General features: G+C 34.6%; 2 protein-coding genes. Both read right to left on the reverse strand.

The window, feature by feature from the left end; genetic code table 11:
- Positions 1 to 33 precede the first annotated feature (33 nt).
- Positions 34 to 8,652: a YSIRK-type signal peptide-containing protein gene (locus tag FOD82_RS06180; RefSeq protein ID WP_144355606.1), complete on the reverse strand. Its 8,619-nt coding sequence runs from the start codon at positions 8,650 to 8,652 to the stop codon at positions 34 to 36.
- A 148-nt stretch (positions 8,653 to 8,800) separates the two neighbouring features.
- Positions 8,801 to 18,397 carry a YSIRK-type signal peptide-containing protein gene (locus tag FOD82_RS06185; protein ID WP_144355607.1) on the reverse strand — a complete coding sequence of 3,199 codons (9,597 nt, stop codon included), beginning with the start codon at positions 18,395 to 18,397 and terminating at the stop codon, positions 8,801 to 8,803.
- Positions 18,398 to 18,633 lie beyond the last annotated feature (236 nt).

An 18,633-nucleotide genomic window follows, 5' to 3' on the forward strand; every position in this document is an offset into this window, starting at 1 on the left:
ACGTGATTTACTCCTCTTGTTATTTATATAAACTTAATCTTGCTTTCTACGTTTTTTAACTCCAGCAAGACCAATCATACTTAAAGTGCCGGCTGCTAATCCTAAGATAGTTTGTGCTGCATCTGATTGATTATCATCACCAGTTTGAGGAAGTTGATTCTGACTAGTTTGTTTAATATTTTGTGAGTTTGAAGAAATATTGTTATTTTTATTGGTTAATGTAATATCTCTCTTTATAGCATTATTTTTACTACTTAATGTCTCTGCATGTGGTCCAAAACTATCCTTCCAATTATTAGAAGTTTTACTATTTTGACCCGCAACTGAATCATTATTATCTGATGAATCGATATCATTATTTACGTCATCATCAGCAGCCTCATCATTTGCATCATTGTCATCATTAGAAGCTTCATTCTCATCGCCTGAAGAAGAAGTTGATTCTACCGGATCAGACTCTGTAGGTTCTGAATCATTTGTAGTTTCTTCTTGAGGAGCAGAAGAAGTTGTTGTTTCTGATGTAGTTGTTGATTGAACTGGATCAGGTGTAGTCGTATTATTAGTCGAATTAGTAGCTGAAGCATCTGACTTACCATCGTCTGGCTTAACTGGATCCGTCTTGCTATCTGACTTACCATCGTCTGGCTTAACTGGATCCGTCTTGCTATCTGACTTACCATCATCTGGTTTATTAGTATCTTTAGCATAAGTTACAAATACATCGTAACTATCTTCATTATTCTTCAAGACCGTGGCTTTAACATTATCCCCGTCGCCATCTTGAGAAACTTTGACTACATGATAACCATCAATAGATGGTGAGATTGCATTTTGAACAGTATCACTTGTTTTATCCCAAGTAAGAGGACTAGTAAATTCACCAGTTACTTTATCTTTCACTCCATTTTGAGTAAAGTGAACAGTTTGCTTAATTATTGGAGAAAGACTATTACCATTTTCATCAACGTAATTAATACTGCGAGTAACATCTTTACTATTAGTTACTGGTTCCAAATCATGTTCTACATAAAGAACAAGTTTTTGATCTCCAGCAGTAATTGTTTGAGGAACACTCAAATCTTTATTAATTACTTTATAACCCTTATTTTCAAGGTCTTTAATTTCTCCAGCAAGATTATATTCAAATGAACTTCCTGTATCTTCTTCACCTGATGACTTGCCATAGTTTGTAAGATCTTTATTAGCGGTTTCGTCATGAACTACAACAGTAATCGAGCCTTTAGGAGTCACTACTTTATTCAAAGTAATCAAAATGTTGCTGTTATCAGCATTTGCAGTTACTTTTTCACTGGCTACTTTACCTGTCTTCAAGTCTACTGCATTATTATTTTCTTTAACTCCAATAACTGTATATTTTGCATCGTCTACAGCTGGAATTTCTGCAAACTCATCGTTCTTTGCAGTCCAAGTAATTTTTCCATCTTGATCTTTAATTGAACCATCACTATTCAAGTTTACTAAGTTACCTGTTACATCATCTTTAGTAGCTTGACCATTGAAACTAACAGTTTGCTTAATTTCTGGCAAAACAGTTTCACCATTTTCATCAACATACGATACATTTCGAGTCACAGTCTTTTCATCATTAACTGGACTAGTGGTATGTGCAAGATGAATTTCAAAACTATTTTTAGCAGAATCTTGTGCAAATTTTTGATCTTTATTTAAGTCATTCTTTACTAACTTATATCCGCGCTTGAGGTAATCTTCTACCCTACTATTAGTATCGTAATTGATAACTTGACCAATTTTCCCACCAAGTTTAACAGTTTCAATAGGCATATTCATTGTATCATCGTAATAAATAACTGTTCCACTAGTTTCTATAGGGGCTTTCTTAGATAAAGTAATAACAATATTGATGTTTGCGGAAGTTGGACTTGATTCTTCACTAGATACTTGACCCTTGTCATTTATAGTAGCTTGAGAATTACTTTGATTGATTCCAGAAATATAGTAATCTGCTAAATCCGGTCCAGAAACTTCATCAAATTTACCCTTATTCGAATTATCCCAAGTAAGCTTGCCATTTGGAATAATTTGACCATTTTGAACAGTAACCAATTGCCCTGTTACATTATCAATCGTACCAGTTGCTTTGAAGTTTACTATCTGCTTAATTGGGGCTATTGATTTAGAACCATCTGCATATACATAGTTAACAGTTCGAGTAACTTGTTTAGTTAAATCATCTTTAGTATAACCAGCAACTAAGTGATTTACATCAAGATTTGAAGTTGTATGAGCTAAATGGATATTGTAGTTATTATCAGCCTGAGTAAATATTACGTTTTTACCCCAATCACTAGAAACTAATTTATATCCTTGATTTTCGTACTTAGCAATTTCACTATTAGCATCGTAATTAATCTTATTGCCAAGTTTACCATCAAATTCTCTAGTTTCAATAACTTTTCCAGTGGTGTCATCAATATAAGACACACGAGCATTAGCTTTAGCTTGCTCAAGTAAAATCACAATAGTCTTATTACTATCAGTTGGAGAAACTTTTTCACTAGCAACAGCTCCAGTATTCATATCAACATCAGTATTAGTACCAATTTCTTTAATTCCAGTTACTCGATAATTGTTATCTACTGCAGCAATTGCAGCAAATTCGTCATCCTTTGCAGTCCAACTTATCTTTCCATTTTGATCTTTAATTGAACCATCGTTGTTTAAGTTAACAAGATTACCAGTTACTTCATCCTTAGTAGCTTGACCTGTAAAACTTACACTTTGGTTAACAGCAGGTAAAACATTTCTACCTTCTTTATCAATATATGATACATTTCGAGTAACTACCTTTTCATCATTTACTACATTGGTATTATGTGCTAAATGCACTTGGAAGTTGTTCTTTTCAGCATCCCCATCAAATGTAGAAACACCATCTCTAAAGTTACTTGAAACTAATTTATAACCCTTATTCAAATATCCCTGAATGATATTTGCAGTATTGTAATTAATTAACTGACCAACTTGACCACCTAATTTATCAACTTCAAGTGTCTTATTAGTTGTATCATCAATATAATCTACACTACCAGTTATATCAATCGGTGTCTTTTTAGAAAGAGTAATTGTTATATGTTCATTTGGAGTAGTATTAGTTACTACTTCACTAGCAATTTGACCATTTTCACTAACATTTGCATTAGTACCAGTTTCTTTAATTCCAGAGATATAATATCCATCTAAATTAATAGCTGGAATTTCAGCGAAACTATCTTCACCAACTGCTGTCCAAGTAAGTCTGCCATTTGGAATAATCTTACCATTTTGAACAGTAACCAATTGCCCTGTTACATTGTCAATTGTGCCACTGGCTGTCAAATGTACTTCTTGCTTAATTGGCGCAATTGATTTAGAACCATCTGCATATACATATTCAACTACTCGACTAATATTTTTATCTAAATCAGCTTTCTTATAATTGTCAGCAGCGTTATTAGCATCTACTTTAGAAGTCGTATGAGTGAAGTGAATTTCAAAATCATTATTTTGACTTTCAAGCTTCTTTTCACTATCAAGATCATTTTGAGTTAATTGGTAACCCTTTGCTTCATAACTAGCAATTCTTTTAGCTGGATCATATTTAACACTGTCTCCTATATTACCTAAGAAACTGTGACTTTCTAATACATCACCAGTCACATCATCAATATAAACGACATTCCCCATAACAAGTACTGGATCTTTGACATAAGTTACGGTGTAGGTACGATCAAGATTATTATCATTTGCATTTACTTGGTCACCACCCACTGCGTTAACACTAGCAGTATAACCAGCAACGTTAGGAGTAATAACTGTCTTATAAGTTTGAGTTTGCGGTGTCCAACCATTATCAATTAACTCACCAGTAACCTTATCTAAGCTTACTTTATGAATAAATTTAATTGTACTTATATTATCTTGTGGAGTTGAACTTCCTGCACCTTCATAGTGAACAGTTTGTGTAGCTTCTTTAGTTAAAACTATTTGTTTAGAATTATTATCTTCTTTAATAGGAGTTATATCATGTTCCACATAAATAGTAACTAAGTGGTTTCCTTTAGTAACCTTCTGTGGAATGATTACATCTGAATTAAGAACCTTATATCCCGCTTTTTCAAGGGCTGAAAGTACACTAGTTTTATCAAAATCAACTTGAGTACCAACTTTTCTTCTCTTAGTATCATAACTATAGTCAGAAAGATTACTATTAGCAGTGTTATCATGCACTGTAACAATTACTCTACCCTTCTTAACTTTAGTTGGAATAGCGGTATAAACTACAGAAGTATTAACTGATGCATCAACTGGAGTAACTGTCTTAATTTCAGTAGTGTAGCCACTTACTTCAGGAACAGATTCTTCAGGCATTACTTTAGTTAAGTTTGCAGGATTTGTTACATATTGAACTTTTGATGCTATTTCTTTTCCTGTACTATCCACTGGAACAATTTCACCATTTGGAGCGTAGTTAACCACAACATTAATGTTCTTAGAATCTTGATTAATGTTTGTAGTTTCGGCTACATCTCCATAATCATTACCATTTACTGAAATATTAGCTACATGATAGTTCTTAAAGTAAGGTGAAGTTACTTTATCAAATTTAGTACCATCATGACTAGTCCAAATATAATGATTTGTTTGATCTTGCAATTCTTGACCATCTGCTGTAGTCCACTTGCCAGTTACAGCATCAAGATACCCTTGAGCAGTAAATTTCAAAGAATCCACTATTGGAGTTACTTCAGTTGGAGTACCAGCATAAGTAATTGTTCTAGTAACTACGTGAGTTAAACTATCACTATTTGTATCAGATGGGTATTTGTTATAAGGATTACCTGGAACAATTAAGCTTCCTGGTGTTGCAGGGTTTTCCGGACTAACCGATAAAATATGATGTTTAACAATTAATCTATAAGTTAAATCTGCATCAGCTACTGTAGTCGGTAAATCAGCAGTTGGATCACTAACAATGTCATAGCCTTTATTTTCTAATTCTTGAATTTGTTTTGCATGATCTAAGAAGTCAACTTTAGTTCCTTCATCAACTTTACCAGTATTATAACCGTAATCATTCATAATTTGGTTAGTAGTTTGATCAAAAACAATAACTTTAATTGAGCCTTGCTTAGCTGGTGTTGGAACAGAAGTATCATCTGGAGCATAAACAACATTAACGCTAATATTACCGCTAGTTGGGAGTAACTTAGTGATCTTATCAACATTATCGCCTGCACTATAATTTGAAACGCTAATAACCTTATAGCCTTTTTCCTTTGGGGAAATTACAGCACTAAATTCATCATTATCTGCTTTCCAAGAAACTTCTGGAATAGCTAAATTATCATTATCTACAACCCAATTACCGTTTTGCTCTTTAGCATTAACTACTTTACCAGTAACTTTATCTACATAAACAGTTCCATTAAAGGTAATTGTTTGCTTAGCATTTTCTGGAACATCCCCAGTAAATGGAGTCTTATCAGAATTAGTGTAAGTTACAGTTAAGTTAACTTTCTTTGTTAAATCAGCTGGTTTAATTATTCCTTGAGATTTAGCAGGAATTGCACTAGGGTCAGTAGCAGCAGTTACTACTTGAACTCCATGTCTCATAATAATTTGATAAATTTGACTTATGTTGTCATTATCAGAATCTTTATCAAATTTAGCATCTGTTGGAATATCATTTGAAACTAGTTCATATCCTAATTTTTGTAAAGCAGAAACAGCATCTAGTGTATTACCAAAATTAATCGTATCTCCACTTTGACCTTTAGCTATAAATGAAGTTTCAATACCATCAGCCTTAATTTGATTATTATTATCATCTTGATCAACAATTAGCAATTGTGCCTTTTGCGTTTCTACAGGTGTATCTGGAACACTTGGATTGTCTGGCTTTTTATCTGGATTATCTGGTTTATGATCAGGGTTATTAGGGTTATCCGGATTATCTGGTTTAGCTGAACTATCAACTATAACTGGAATATCCAAACTAGAATCTTTATTTCCAAGTGTATAAGTAGCAGGAACTACACCTGTTGAAGATAATTTATAACCGTTTGGAATTTGAGCAGTAATTGATACTTCACTACCAGCTTTACCAGTTACAGTTTGGCTGCCAACTACTTTATCACCATCTTTATAATTAATGGTTAAAACTACATTTGTTGTTGGTACATCTGGCTTATTTTCAATTTTTTCTACAGTAACTTTTATACTATCATCTGCATCTTTAAATGTATAAAGTCCTGGAATGTTGGTACCATTAGTTAACTTATATCCTGCTGGAATTTGAGCAGTTATAATCTTACTTTCACCAGTTTTACCAGTAATTGTTTGGGGAGCTCCAACTGCACTACCATCTGATAAAACATAGTTAATAGTCAAAGTGTGTTCTTTAGCATCTGGATCAACTGGCTTTGAAGCATCTTTTTTAACAACTGAAATATTAATACTCTCATTCTTAGTAGTAAAAGTATAGGTTCCTGGAACACTGCTTCCAGCTGCGACTTCATAACCATTCGGAACTTGAACAGTAATTGTTTCGGTAGTTCCTGGTTTACCACTAACTTGTTGAGAACTTACCTTAGTCTTACCATCCATGTAATTGATAGTGTAAGTGTAAGTAGTATTTTGTTGTTTTTGTTCTTTGGCATCTTTAATAGCTTTAGTAATTTCTTCAATAGAAGTCTTAGCATTCTTTAAAGTAGCTGGGCCATAATGAATTACATCCATTAAGAGCTTTGGATAATTTTGAGTAATTACATCCGTTACAACATTTTTAATTAATGGATCAGAAATAGTTCTTTGAATGGCATTCTTAGCAGCAGTAATTTCTTCATCAGTAAATGATGGTACTAAGTTCTTTAACTTATCAAACCAACTAGTCTTCCCCTTGTCTTTATCAGGATCTGTTGTACTGCTACCATCTTTATGTGGAAGTAAGTCTTTTACTATGTTTCCTACTGGCTTTAAGCCTTTGATTATTTTAGGAATTGCTGTAACATCACTTAAACTAGGACTACCACTGGCAATATCTTTAATTGCTTTTTGAACATCTGGGTCCTTCATTATGCCAGTTATTCCACTTAAAGCTTTTGAAAGTGTAGTTGGGTCTACGTTAGGAAGTTTACTCTTAACTTGATCCATAACATCAATACCAGTAGCATCTTTAACCAAATTATTTAATGGAGTTAAGTTTTGCTCAATAGTAGGAAGAGCAGTCCCCATATCCGCAATGGCTGAGCCTATATTACCGCTAGTTACATCTTGAATGACTTTTTGGACATTAGGATCCTTCATTGCTGTATTAATGCCATCAATAGCTGGTTTAATTTTAGTAATATCAGGAAGTTTAAAATTCTTTAATTTGTCTAAAATACTTCCAGTACTACTATCTGATGAAGTATTTTTAGATAATTCTCCCGCTAAATCCTTTAATCCAGTTGTAAGTGAACCAATTTTGCTGCTGGCTTTTTTCAAATCTGATAAAGTAGATAAACTAAAGTTACCACTCATCAAGTCTTTTGCTGCTTTTTGTACATCAGGATCATTTATAGTAGAAGTAATTTGACTAACAGAATCTTTAATCTTGCTAAAGTCTAATCCTTTCAACTGATCAAAAATCCCTTTAATACTACTTGCTTGAACTAAACTAGTTCCATATAATTGAGCAACTTGTTCAGTTGATAAAGTAGATAATTGCTTAATTTTTTCAGAATCTAAGGCAGCTTCTTTAGTTGCAGCAATATTCAAAATATTTTCTTTTTGTTTTAATAAAGCTTTTTCTTGATTTTCAAGATTCTTATCTTTAGTAAGATTTGCTTGAACTTTGCCTTTTTCTCCAATTTGGAACAAATCTAACTGTTCAGATTTTGAAGCCTTATTTTGCTTACCTTGTTGACCAGCTTGAGACAAAATTGGATTAATTGTTTTTTCTGCAATTTGATTATTATCCTTTTGCTCAGTTAATACATCATGCGAAATACTTGAAGAATCAGAAGCAACTTTATCTTCTTGATTTGTTTGCGACTCTTGAGCTGGTATTTGGGCGGTATTTTGTTTAGCCTTTTCTACCTGAGTAGAGATTGCTTCTTTGCGACGAGCTAGTTCATCTTTATCAATCGTTGAATTAGTGTTAGTTTGATTTTGATTGATTTGATTTTCAGCTTTAGCATCCTTTTTAACTATATCTTCATTATCCCGCTCTTTTTTAGCAGAATCATCTTTTAATTCACTTTTGATTTTTGTTTGTTTATTGGTATTATCACTACTTTGTGATGTTTCGTTTTTATCCTGTATAGAATTTGAATCTGTTTGTTGATTAGAGTTTTGAGATTCATTTTTTTCGTTAGTATCATTCACTGATTCTTGCTTATTTTCAGTGACAATAACTACTTTTTTAGTATCTGTAGTGTTAGTAGTAGAACTACTACTTTCTTGGCTGGATTTATTCATATCCCCTTTATCTGAATTTGCATCAGCCCTGACTACATTACCATTATTCAACCATAATGTTGTTCCCAATAATACAGAAGCAGCACCAATGGTTAATTTACGAATAGCGAAATGTGACTTACATTCCGCAATTTGTTCTTGTCTTTTAATACGGTTATTCTTTGAAACCATATTCAGCCTCCAAAATATATAAATCTAAGATGACAAAACACATTTTAATTTCTCATTACATAGATAATAATACCATCTATTTTATTTTTTGTAATCAAAAACAAGGTGCTGTATTTTAACACCTTGCTTTTAATTTATAACAATTTTACTATCTGTTTCTACGACGTCTCTTCACACCTGCAAGCCCTATCATACTCAAGCCTGTTGCTGCAGCACCTAAAATAGCAGCTGTGGCATTTTCATCATTATTTTCACCTGTTTGAGGAAGTGTCCTTTGAGCAGTTGAAGTTGAAACTAATGAAGAAGTTTTTGCTTTTTCAGATACCTGCTGTGCTTTAATTGGTGCATGCTGTTGAATCGAAACTGGGTTTGAAGTTACCTTTTTCTCTGCAACTTTTTTAGTTGTCGGAGTAGTTATTACTTTAGTCTCAACTGTTTGTGGATGAGGCTTTACAGTTGTCTCTTTTTGAGAAGTTTGAGGTTGCGTTTGTGGTTTAGTAGGAACTGTTTGCGGATGAGGCTTTACAGCTTCTGGTTCTGGAGTAGGCTCTGGAGTTGATGGAGTTTGAGGATGTGGTGCTGGTGATGGAGCTACTGGAGAAGTTGGATTCTCAGGAGTTGCTGGAACATCTGGAGTCACTGGAGTAACCGGAGTTGAAGGCTTAGTATAAACAACCTTTGTATCCTTAGTTGGATCAACTGGGGTTACCGTTTTTTCTTCTGGAGTATATCCTGGAATATTTGGTACAGGTTCATTTGGAATAACCGCAGTTGGGTTACTTGGGTCATTCTTATATTCTGGAGTAATCGCTCCTGGAATTTGATTACCGCTTGGATCAACTGGAACAATTTTACCAATCTTATTGTAGATAATTGAATCCTGAATATCTTTTTGAACGACTTTACTTCCTGGAAGAGTAGTTCCAACTGTCACACCATCTTTTGACTTCTTATCTGCTACATATCCCTTGATGACTGGAACCGTAGTTGGAGCATAGGTTGTAATATTTGGTTTCCATGATTCGTTATCATTCAAAATCTTACCAGTTACCTTATCAACAATTATGGTTCTGGTCCAAGTAGAAGTTTGGACACTATCTTTTTCAAGAGCCTTACCTTCACTATCTACGAAATGAATCGTTGAAGTATAGTGCTTAGTATAAGTATCTTTAGCAGGCCACTTTGGTCCACTTGGATCATTTGGATTAATTGGAGTACCTGGTTCGTGTGGGTTATCAGGTCCAACTGGAGCAGTTGCGTGCTTTACATCAATTGTAATTGTTTGAGCTGTCTTACCTACAACAGTTGGAATAGAAATGTTTTGACTCACAATTTCATAGCCATGATTCTCCAACTCTTGTTTAGTCTTTGTCCAATCATAGTCAACCTTTGTTCCTTCATCAACGGTCTTTGAATTATAACCATACTGAGGAAGATTAGTATCAGTAGTGATATCATGCACAACAATTACAACTGAACCTTGTTGATAGTTATAAACTACCGGTGTATCCTTAGCAGGATTTTGTGGAGTAACAGTAGTTTGACTAGGAACCATATTTGGAACAGTTGGAACTGGTTCATCTGGTACAACTTGAGTAGGATCATTTGGATCAGTTTTATAAGTTGGGGTAGAAGCATTTGGAATTGGCTTACCATTTGGATCTACTGGGATGATTTTACCATTCTTAGTATAAACTACAGTAATTGTCTTATTTAAATCAGTTGGCGTTACAGTAGTTCCGCCAGCTACTCTCTTATCTGCATGATAGCCATCAACAACTGGAGTATCAACTGAACCAAAAGTATGACTTGTATCATTCCAAGCCCCAGTTTCAATTACCTTACCAGTGACCTTGTCAATTACCATCTTCTTAGTAAAAGTGAACTTTTGAACGTTATCCTTTGGTGTGTTGTCTCCTGCACCAACATACTTAATAGTTTGAGTAGCCACTTTTTCCAAACTATCTTTACCAGTATCAGTAGGCCATTTAGGTCCATTTGGATCATTAGGGTTGATTGGTTCACCTGGATGACCAGGATCATTTGGAGTAACAGTTACAATTCCATGTTTCAAAACAACTGTATAAGTTTGAACAGTAGAACTATCACTATCGAATTTTGGTGAAACTCCATCAGGATCAAAGCCATTATGAACTAACACATATCCTTTATCAGAAAGAATTGTTAATTCTTTCTTAGTACTATAGTCAATAACCGTACCTGGTTTACCAGTTATATCACCTGATGTTGCAATAATTGCATCATGGTCATCACTGTCAACATAGTTGACAATAGCTGTTTGCATTTTTGCATCTGGAGTATAGATAACTGGAGTATTGGTCCCAGGATTTTGTGGCGTTATTGTTGGCGTCTCTGGAGTAAATCCTGGAATAGTTGGGACTGGTTCATTTGGAGTAACATCTGCTGGATTATCAGGACTTGTTGGATATTGCGGAGTTGGAGCATTTGGAATTGGCTTACCATTTGGATCAACTGGAACAATATGACCGTTTGGTGCGTAAACAACGCTAACCTTATAACTATCAGTATTGTACTTAACAACAGTTGGATCAACATTAATATTATTAGTTGAATCTTGACTTACACGTACAATATGGAAACCAGAAATTACTGGACTAGTTTCTCCAGCTAAATTACCGTCTCCACTCCAAGTAATTGGAGTAATCCATTGACCTGTTACCTTGTCAAGAACACCACTACCTGTAAAGTGGGCAGTTTGAACAATTGGGCTATGTCCTGGCATTTCTTTACCATTTTGATCAACATAATCAATCGTACGAGTTACATCACGACTTACAATATTTGAACCAGCAGGATATTTTGGACCATTTGGATCTTCTGGATTAATTGGTTCACCTGGTTTGCCTGGATTGTCTGGGTTTACTGGTTGAGTGCCGTGAACAAAGTTTACATAGAATGTTTGAACCTTATTCTTGTCACTATCAAACTTCACACCACTTGCAAAGCCATCGCTCTTTAAAACATAACCACGAGCAATCAACTGAGTAATTTCTTCTTTAGTAGAATAATTAATCACAGTGCCAGCTTTACCTGTTAAATCACCTGAACTTGCCAATTGAACTGGGTGATTTGGATTATTTACGTCTTGGTAAATTACAATAGCATGTTCCATATCATCAACTGGAGTATAGATAACTGGGGTATCTTTACCAGGATTTTGTGGTGTTACTGTTGGTACAGTTGGAGTATAGCCAGGTATAGTTGGAACTGGTTCATTTGGAGTAACATCTGCTGGATTATCAGGACTAGTTGGATATTGTGGAGTTGGAGCATTTGGAATTTGTTTACCATTTGGATCAACTGGAATAATATGACCATTTGGTGCATAAGTAACTTTTACAGTATAACTAGTATCATCATGAGTCAGAGTTACTGCCTTAACTGCAATTTTGCCATCTGCATCCTTATTAATAGAAACAACATGATAATTTTCAACAAATGGTACTTTTTCTTCGCTTATTTCCTGATTTGGACTCCATGTAAGTGGGGTAATCCATTTACCTGTTACCTTATCAAGAACACCACTAGCAGTGAAGTTAACAGATTGTTTAATATCCTTAGCAACTGGTTGACCTTTTTCATTAACAAATTCAATAGTTCTAGTAACTGTCTTGTTAACTACATTAGAATCTTCTGGATACTTTGGTCCAGTTGGATCATTAGGGTTAATTGGTTCACCAGGCTTACCAGGATTTTCTGGGTTAACTGGAACTGTGCCATGCTTGAAAGTTACATAGAATTTTTGTACGATATTCTTTTTATCATCATAAGTTGCGTTAGATGGAAAGCCATTAGTAACAAGAACATATCCTTCATTAGTCAGCTTAGCAATTTCATCTTTAGTAGAATAATCAATTCTAGTGCCAGCTTTACCTGTTAAAATACCAGAAGTTGCAAGCTGAATAACATTACTTGGATCATTTACATCTTGGTAAATAACCTCTGCTGTTTGATCTTGAACTTCAGGGTTCTTTTTATAAACAACTTGAGTATCCTTTGTTGGATCTTTTGGAGTTACATTTGGTACTTCTGGAGTATAGCCAGGTACTTCTGGAACTGGTTCATTTGGAACCACCTTAGTTGGATTATCAGGATCATTCTTATAAGTTGGTGTTGGTGTATCTGGAATTGGTGTGTGACCTGGGTCAACTGGAACGATTTTACCAATTTTTGCATAAACTACAACAGCTTCAACATCTGGCTTATCTTGAGTTGCAGTAAGTCCACCTGCAACTACCTTACCATCTTTAGTTACATATCCTTTAACTGCTACATAGCCATCAATTACTGGAACATTCACTGTGTCATAAGTGTGAGTTTCCGCATTCCAAGTTCCCTTTTTAATCACTTCTTTAGTTTCAGAATTGATTGTGTCACCACTATAAGTAAAGGTGAAATCACTTACCTTATCAGGAGAAAGTTCTTTACCATCAGTATCAACAAACTTAATAGTTTGCTTAGATGGAATTGACTTTTGATTGATTACGCTTTGACCATCGGGTGCATAAGTGACTGTGACATCATAACTACTTTCACTTGGAATAATAGTTACTGCTTTAACGTTATCACCATCTTTATCTTTTGAAACGCTGACAATGTGGTAATCAGGAACTGTTGGTGAAGTTACTTCTGAAATTTCTTTAGAAGTTGAATCCCATGTAAGTGGGGTAATCCACTTGCCTGTTACCTTATCAAGTACACCTGATTTAGTGAAGTCTACAGTTTGAGTAACTGGTTTACTAATCACCTTACCACTATTATCAACGTAATTAATTGTACGAGTAATAGTCTTTGTTAAAGCAGATTTTTCAGTATCAGCTGGATATTTTGGTCCATCCGGATCATTAGGATTGATTGGTTCACCTGGCTTGCCCGGATTGTCTGGGTTAACTGGAACTGTTCCATGCTTGAAAGTTACATAGTAAGTTTGAACCTTGTTTGTATCTTGATAAATCGCATCTGTTGGGAAACCATTTTTAACTAAGACATACCCTTTATCAGTTAAGATCTTAATTTCATCTGTGGTTGAATAATCAATCTTGTTTCCTACTTTACCCGTTAACTTACCAGAAGTTGCAAGTTGAACAGGCTTAGAAGGATCATTGATATCTTGGTAAATAACTTCAGCTGTTTGATCTTGGGCATCCTTATTGTAAACAACAGGAGTATCCTTTGTTGGATCTTCTGGTGTTACATTCGGTACTTCTGGAGTATAGCCTGGTACTTCTGGAACTGGCTCATTTGGAACTACCTTAGTTGGATTATCAGGATCATTCTTATAAGTTGGTGTTGGTGTATCTGGAATTGGTGTGTGACCTGGGTCAACTGGAACAATCTTACCAACTTTTGCATAGTAAACAATTGCTTGAACATCTGGGTCACTTTGAGTTGCAGTAAGTCCACCTGCAACTACCTTGCCATCTTTAGTTACATATCCTTTAACTGCTACATAGCCATCAATTACTGGAACATTAACTGTATCATAAGTGTGACTTTCGGCATTCCAACTACCCTTCTTAATCACTTCTTTTGTTTCAGAATTAATTGTGTCACCGCTATAAGTAAAGGTGAAAGCTTGTTTATTGGGATCAAGAAGTTGCTTGTCTGTACCTTCTTCAAGGAACTTAACAGTTTGAGTCGATGGGATTGACTTTTGGTTAATTACACTTTGACCGTCAGGTGCATAAGTGACTGTAACCTTAATATCTTTACTATCTTTAGTAATATCAGGTATTACTGCAACATTATTGCCATCTCTATAATCTGAGACATTTACTACATGATAATTTGTTTCAGTAGGTGAAATAACTGCCTTAAAACTTGAACTTTCTGGAGTCCAAGTAATCTGACCAGCACCATTAGCTACCCAATTATCTCCATCTTTCTTAGCATTAACAATTTGACCTGTAACTCTATCAATATAAGCAGAACCAGTAAAGGTTATAGTCTGCTTAGCATCCATTGGAATTTCACCAGTAAACTTAGTTCCATCGTTGTTTACATAATCAACTGTTAAAGTTACATCCTTAGTTAAAGTAGTTGGATCAACTAACTGCTTACCATCTGGGGTTTTCGGAATATCGGTTGATGGAGTATTTGGAGTAACTGGAACTGCTCCATGAACAAAGTCTACATAATAAGTTTCTGCTTGATTAGTAAATGTGGCATTTGCTGGATAACCATCTTTAGTTAAAACATAACCTTTACTTTCAAGAGTTTGAATTTCTTGGCTAGTTGAATAATTAATTGGAGTTCCTGGTTTACCTGAAAGTTCGCCTGAAGTTGCTAATTGAACTGGACTTGCAGGATTTTGAACGTCCCGGTAAATAACTTGTGCTGTTTGATCCTGAGCCTTTTCTCCAAGAATAACCTTAAATGTTGGACCCTCAGTTGGACCAACTACTACTGGGTTATTTAAACCAGCCTTCTCAGCAGCTGCAACAATTGCATCCCTAGTAAGCCCAGTTACATTATATTTATTAGTTTTATCCTTAACAGCTTGTTCCCATTGGTTTTCAAGAACTTGAACATCATCAATATTTATTTTTTGTTGCTGGCTAACTGCTTCTTTACCTTTTTGTAAATCTTGCACATCTGAGTAATCAATTGTATTAGCAGTTACATCGCCATTTTCAGTAAAGATAATATTACCTTGACTATCAGTTGCTACAGGAATAGCACTGATAGCTGCTTGTAAGTTTTGACCATCAACTTGAATTGGGTCAGTTTGATTAGTGTCATTATTTTGATATAGGTATTTGATGTAAGCGGTTTGTGGACCTATATCAATAATTTCATCTTGTTCTTCAGAAATTACTGTTGTTGTGGTTTTTACACCATTAGTACCTTTGCTTGTATCTATGGTTTTTTCACCACTTGATGGATCAACATTGTAGTAAGTAGTAGTAGTTTTACGAACTAATCCATCTTGACCTTGTTGAACCAGCTTCACTTCACCAGGCTTAAGATCTTTGTTTTCATGAACTTGAATCTTAAATGGAGTTTTAACTTGTTCTGTTTTATCTTCTTGAACTGGAATAATAGTGGCTACTAATACCAATCTTTGAGAACTATGAGGGTCAAAACCATCATTACCTCCGCTAAAATCATTCAATGGTGTCCCATGTTTTTGTCCTGGAGTAGCATCCCCATTCATATCAATTCCAGTTACAAAGTGACCTGGAAATTCTGCCGTATTACCATTCTTACTATAAGAAGTTGCTAAGTGAGTAACATTCTTCCAATACTCGCTTGATGTATCAATGAATCCTTGAAGTGATTGCTTGACTGCATCAGAATTTTCATCATTAAATGTTAAATCTTGTCCGTTAAAGTATTGGTTATACCACTTAAATACATAGTATGAGCGACCTTTTTGAGCACTAGTTGCATCAATTAAACTTTTACCCATTGAATAATAAAGGTTACCATTTGGACCTGGCTTTGTAGAAACTGCATTTCTTTCCCAGTTAACGTATTTTGAACCATCAATTTGGAAAACAGTATTAGTTGAACCAAGTGGGAATGAGAAAATTTCTCCGTAATAGTTGCTATAGTCACTTTGACCGTCAAACGTAGCATTAGTACCTACATAAACTTCTGGGTGAGATTGAGGATTAGTAGAAATAATGTTCATATTATCATCGTAATAGTTACCATCATTTCCGCCACGATTTATCATTTTATATCTAAATGTTGCATCGTGCTCTACACGGAATTGACCATTTTCACCAAGTCCAATAAAGTTACCACCACTCCATTGACCAGATGCATTCTTACCATCTGAAGTTAATAACAATTGTGATTGAGGTGAAACTTCAACACTACTGAAAGCATCTCCAAGAAGCCCAGCACCGTTACCTTTTGAGTCAATTCTAACAATTGAGTGTTCACCAGTTACGAAATTACCACGATTACCAAATAAAATACCATCACGTCCAGTAACATGAACCTTGTTAGAATCACCAAAAATCACAGAGTTGTTTGTATCCATTGCATAATTAAAATTACGAGAAATGGAACGATTGTTGTACCAGTTTGTTTCAAGATTTGATTTTTGATGGATACTACCATTGCCACCAAATGGTTCATTGAACATAATTGCACGACCATGACCGGCATTAATATTGATTTCTGCACTATCTCCAGTAACTACGTGACCATTGTTTACTGCACGAATACCAGTATTAGCATTTTCAATATTTGTAGCTTGTTCATTTGCACGACTAGCAGTTTGCCAATCTTTTAAGTTAATAGTTAATTTACTATTGTAGTTAGCTACTAAAGCGCCATTTGTTCCAACATTTTGACCAAATAAAGCTCCACCATTCATTAGAACAATTCCATCACCGTCAATATTGCGGTTAACAGTTAAGCTTGCTTCTGGATCAATAACTACTCGACTTGCAGCAATATTAGCAGCTTTCCAATTATTGGTGTTTACGCCTGGATGACTACTACCAACTTGCGTGTTTAATTCGCTATCAGATAAAGTTGCATTATTACTGTAATCTACATTTGAAGTAACATCACCCTTAACTACAACACTACCATTTCCTTTAATAGAGCCATTAACCGTAACATTTGCCAAAGTCAAGTTAGCATTGTTATTAAGTGAAACTTGTCCAAGATTAATAGTCGCATTATCTAACCCATTAATATAAAAGTTTTTATTAATAGTAAGAGTATTGCCCCAAACAGCACCAGTTAAATTGATGTTTCCTTGAACATTAACTCCTTGAATACTTGTATCCCAACTATTAATTGCACTAACTAAATCATTACCATTGGTAACAGTCTTAAATTTAGAAGTATCTACTTTCTGTACTACTTGAGCATTAACATTCTTAATAAGAGCATTGGCACCCTCAACTAAACCATCTAAAGTTGCAGTTTCATTATCATCAAAATCAATTAAACTAGCACCTAATTCCTTATTAAGGTCAGTGTTGGCTGCAGTTAAAGCAGAAATTTGTGCTGCATTAAAATTAGTTGTTGAATTATCAGCCTTTATAGCAGTTTTAGAGTCATTACTTTGTGAAGTTTGAGTACCCTTTAAAGCTGCTGCAGTAATAGTATTTTCATTTTTACTATTCTTTTGACCATCTTGAGCTGCTTTTTGAATCTTAGAAGCTGTTGCTTTTTGAGTAGCTATATCTTTATTTGCTCTTTGTTCAGCTTGTTTCTGAGCAGTATTAGTAGCCGCTTTTTGAAGTTGAGTTTGAACATTTTTAGACGTAACTTCTGAAGATGCACTCTTATTTCTATAAGCGCTTTCATTTTTTGCAGAATATTGACCATTATTTTGTTTTAAACTCTGTGTTTGTTTTGCGTCAGTGTCTTTTGAATTAGTATTGCTAGATTGAGTTGTATCAGACTTAGAATTTTCATTTGATTGAGTAGAAGTCTGAGTGGTGCTATTAGTTGCAGTCTGCTTATTTTCATTATTAACTGTCACTTGTGCAACCACAACTGCTTTTTTAGCTTGAGCAGCATTTACACTTTTTACTGTATTATCTTGTGATTCTGCCTTATCATCAGCAGAATTAGTATCAGCCTTTGCTACAGTTGCATTATTACTAAGCCACAATGTTGTTCCTAGTAGTACTGAAACCGCACCTACTGTTAACTTACGAATACCAAATGAAGGTTGTCTTTCAGCAACCCTTTCCACTTTCTTGATGTTGTTGTTTTTTGAAACCATACTCGGCCTCCAAATTTTCTACTTAAATAAAGTGCTCTGTTATTAACACTTCTGTTATGTTTGATTTATTTTATCTGTTACTAATATAATAACGCGCTTTATTTTATTTTCAACTAATTTATTTTATTAAAGCACTAGTTTTATCAGCTATTTCTGTAATTTAAGCATAATATAATTACTATTAACTCTTACTCTCCGTAGAGATTAGCAATATTTTACTTTAAATAGTGATAACA

This window comes from Lactobacillus sp. LL6 (genome assembly GCF_007570935.1).
Taxonomy (GTDB): Bacteria; Bacillota; Bacilli; order Lactobacillales; family Lactobacillaceae; genus Lactobacillus.

What these genes read in the sequence shown, in the direction of transcription:
- FOD82_RS06180 (WP_144355606.1), bottom strand. Translation starts at nt 8,652, where the DNA reads ATGGTTTCAAAGAATAACCGTATTAAAAGACAAGAACAAATTGCGGAA.
- FOD82_RS06185 (WP_144355607.1), bottom strand. Translation starts at nt 18,397, where the DNA reads ATGGTTTCAAAAAACAACAACATCAAGAAAGTGGAAAGGGTTGCTGAA.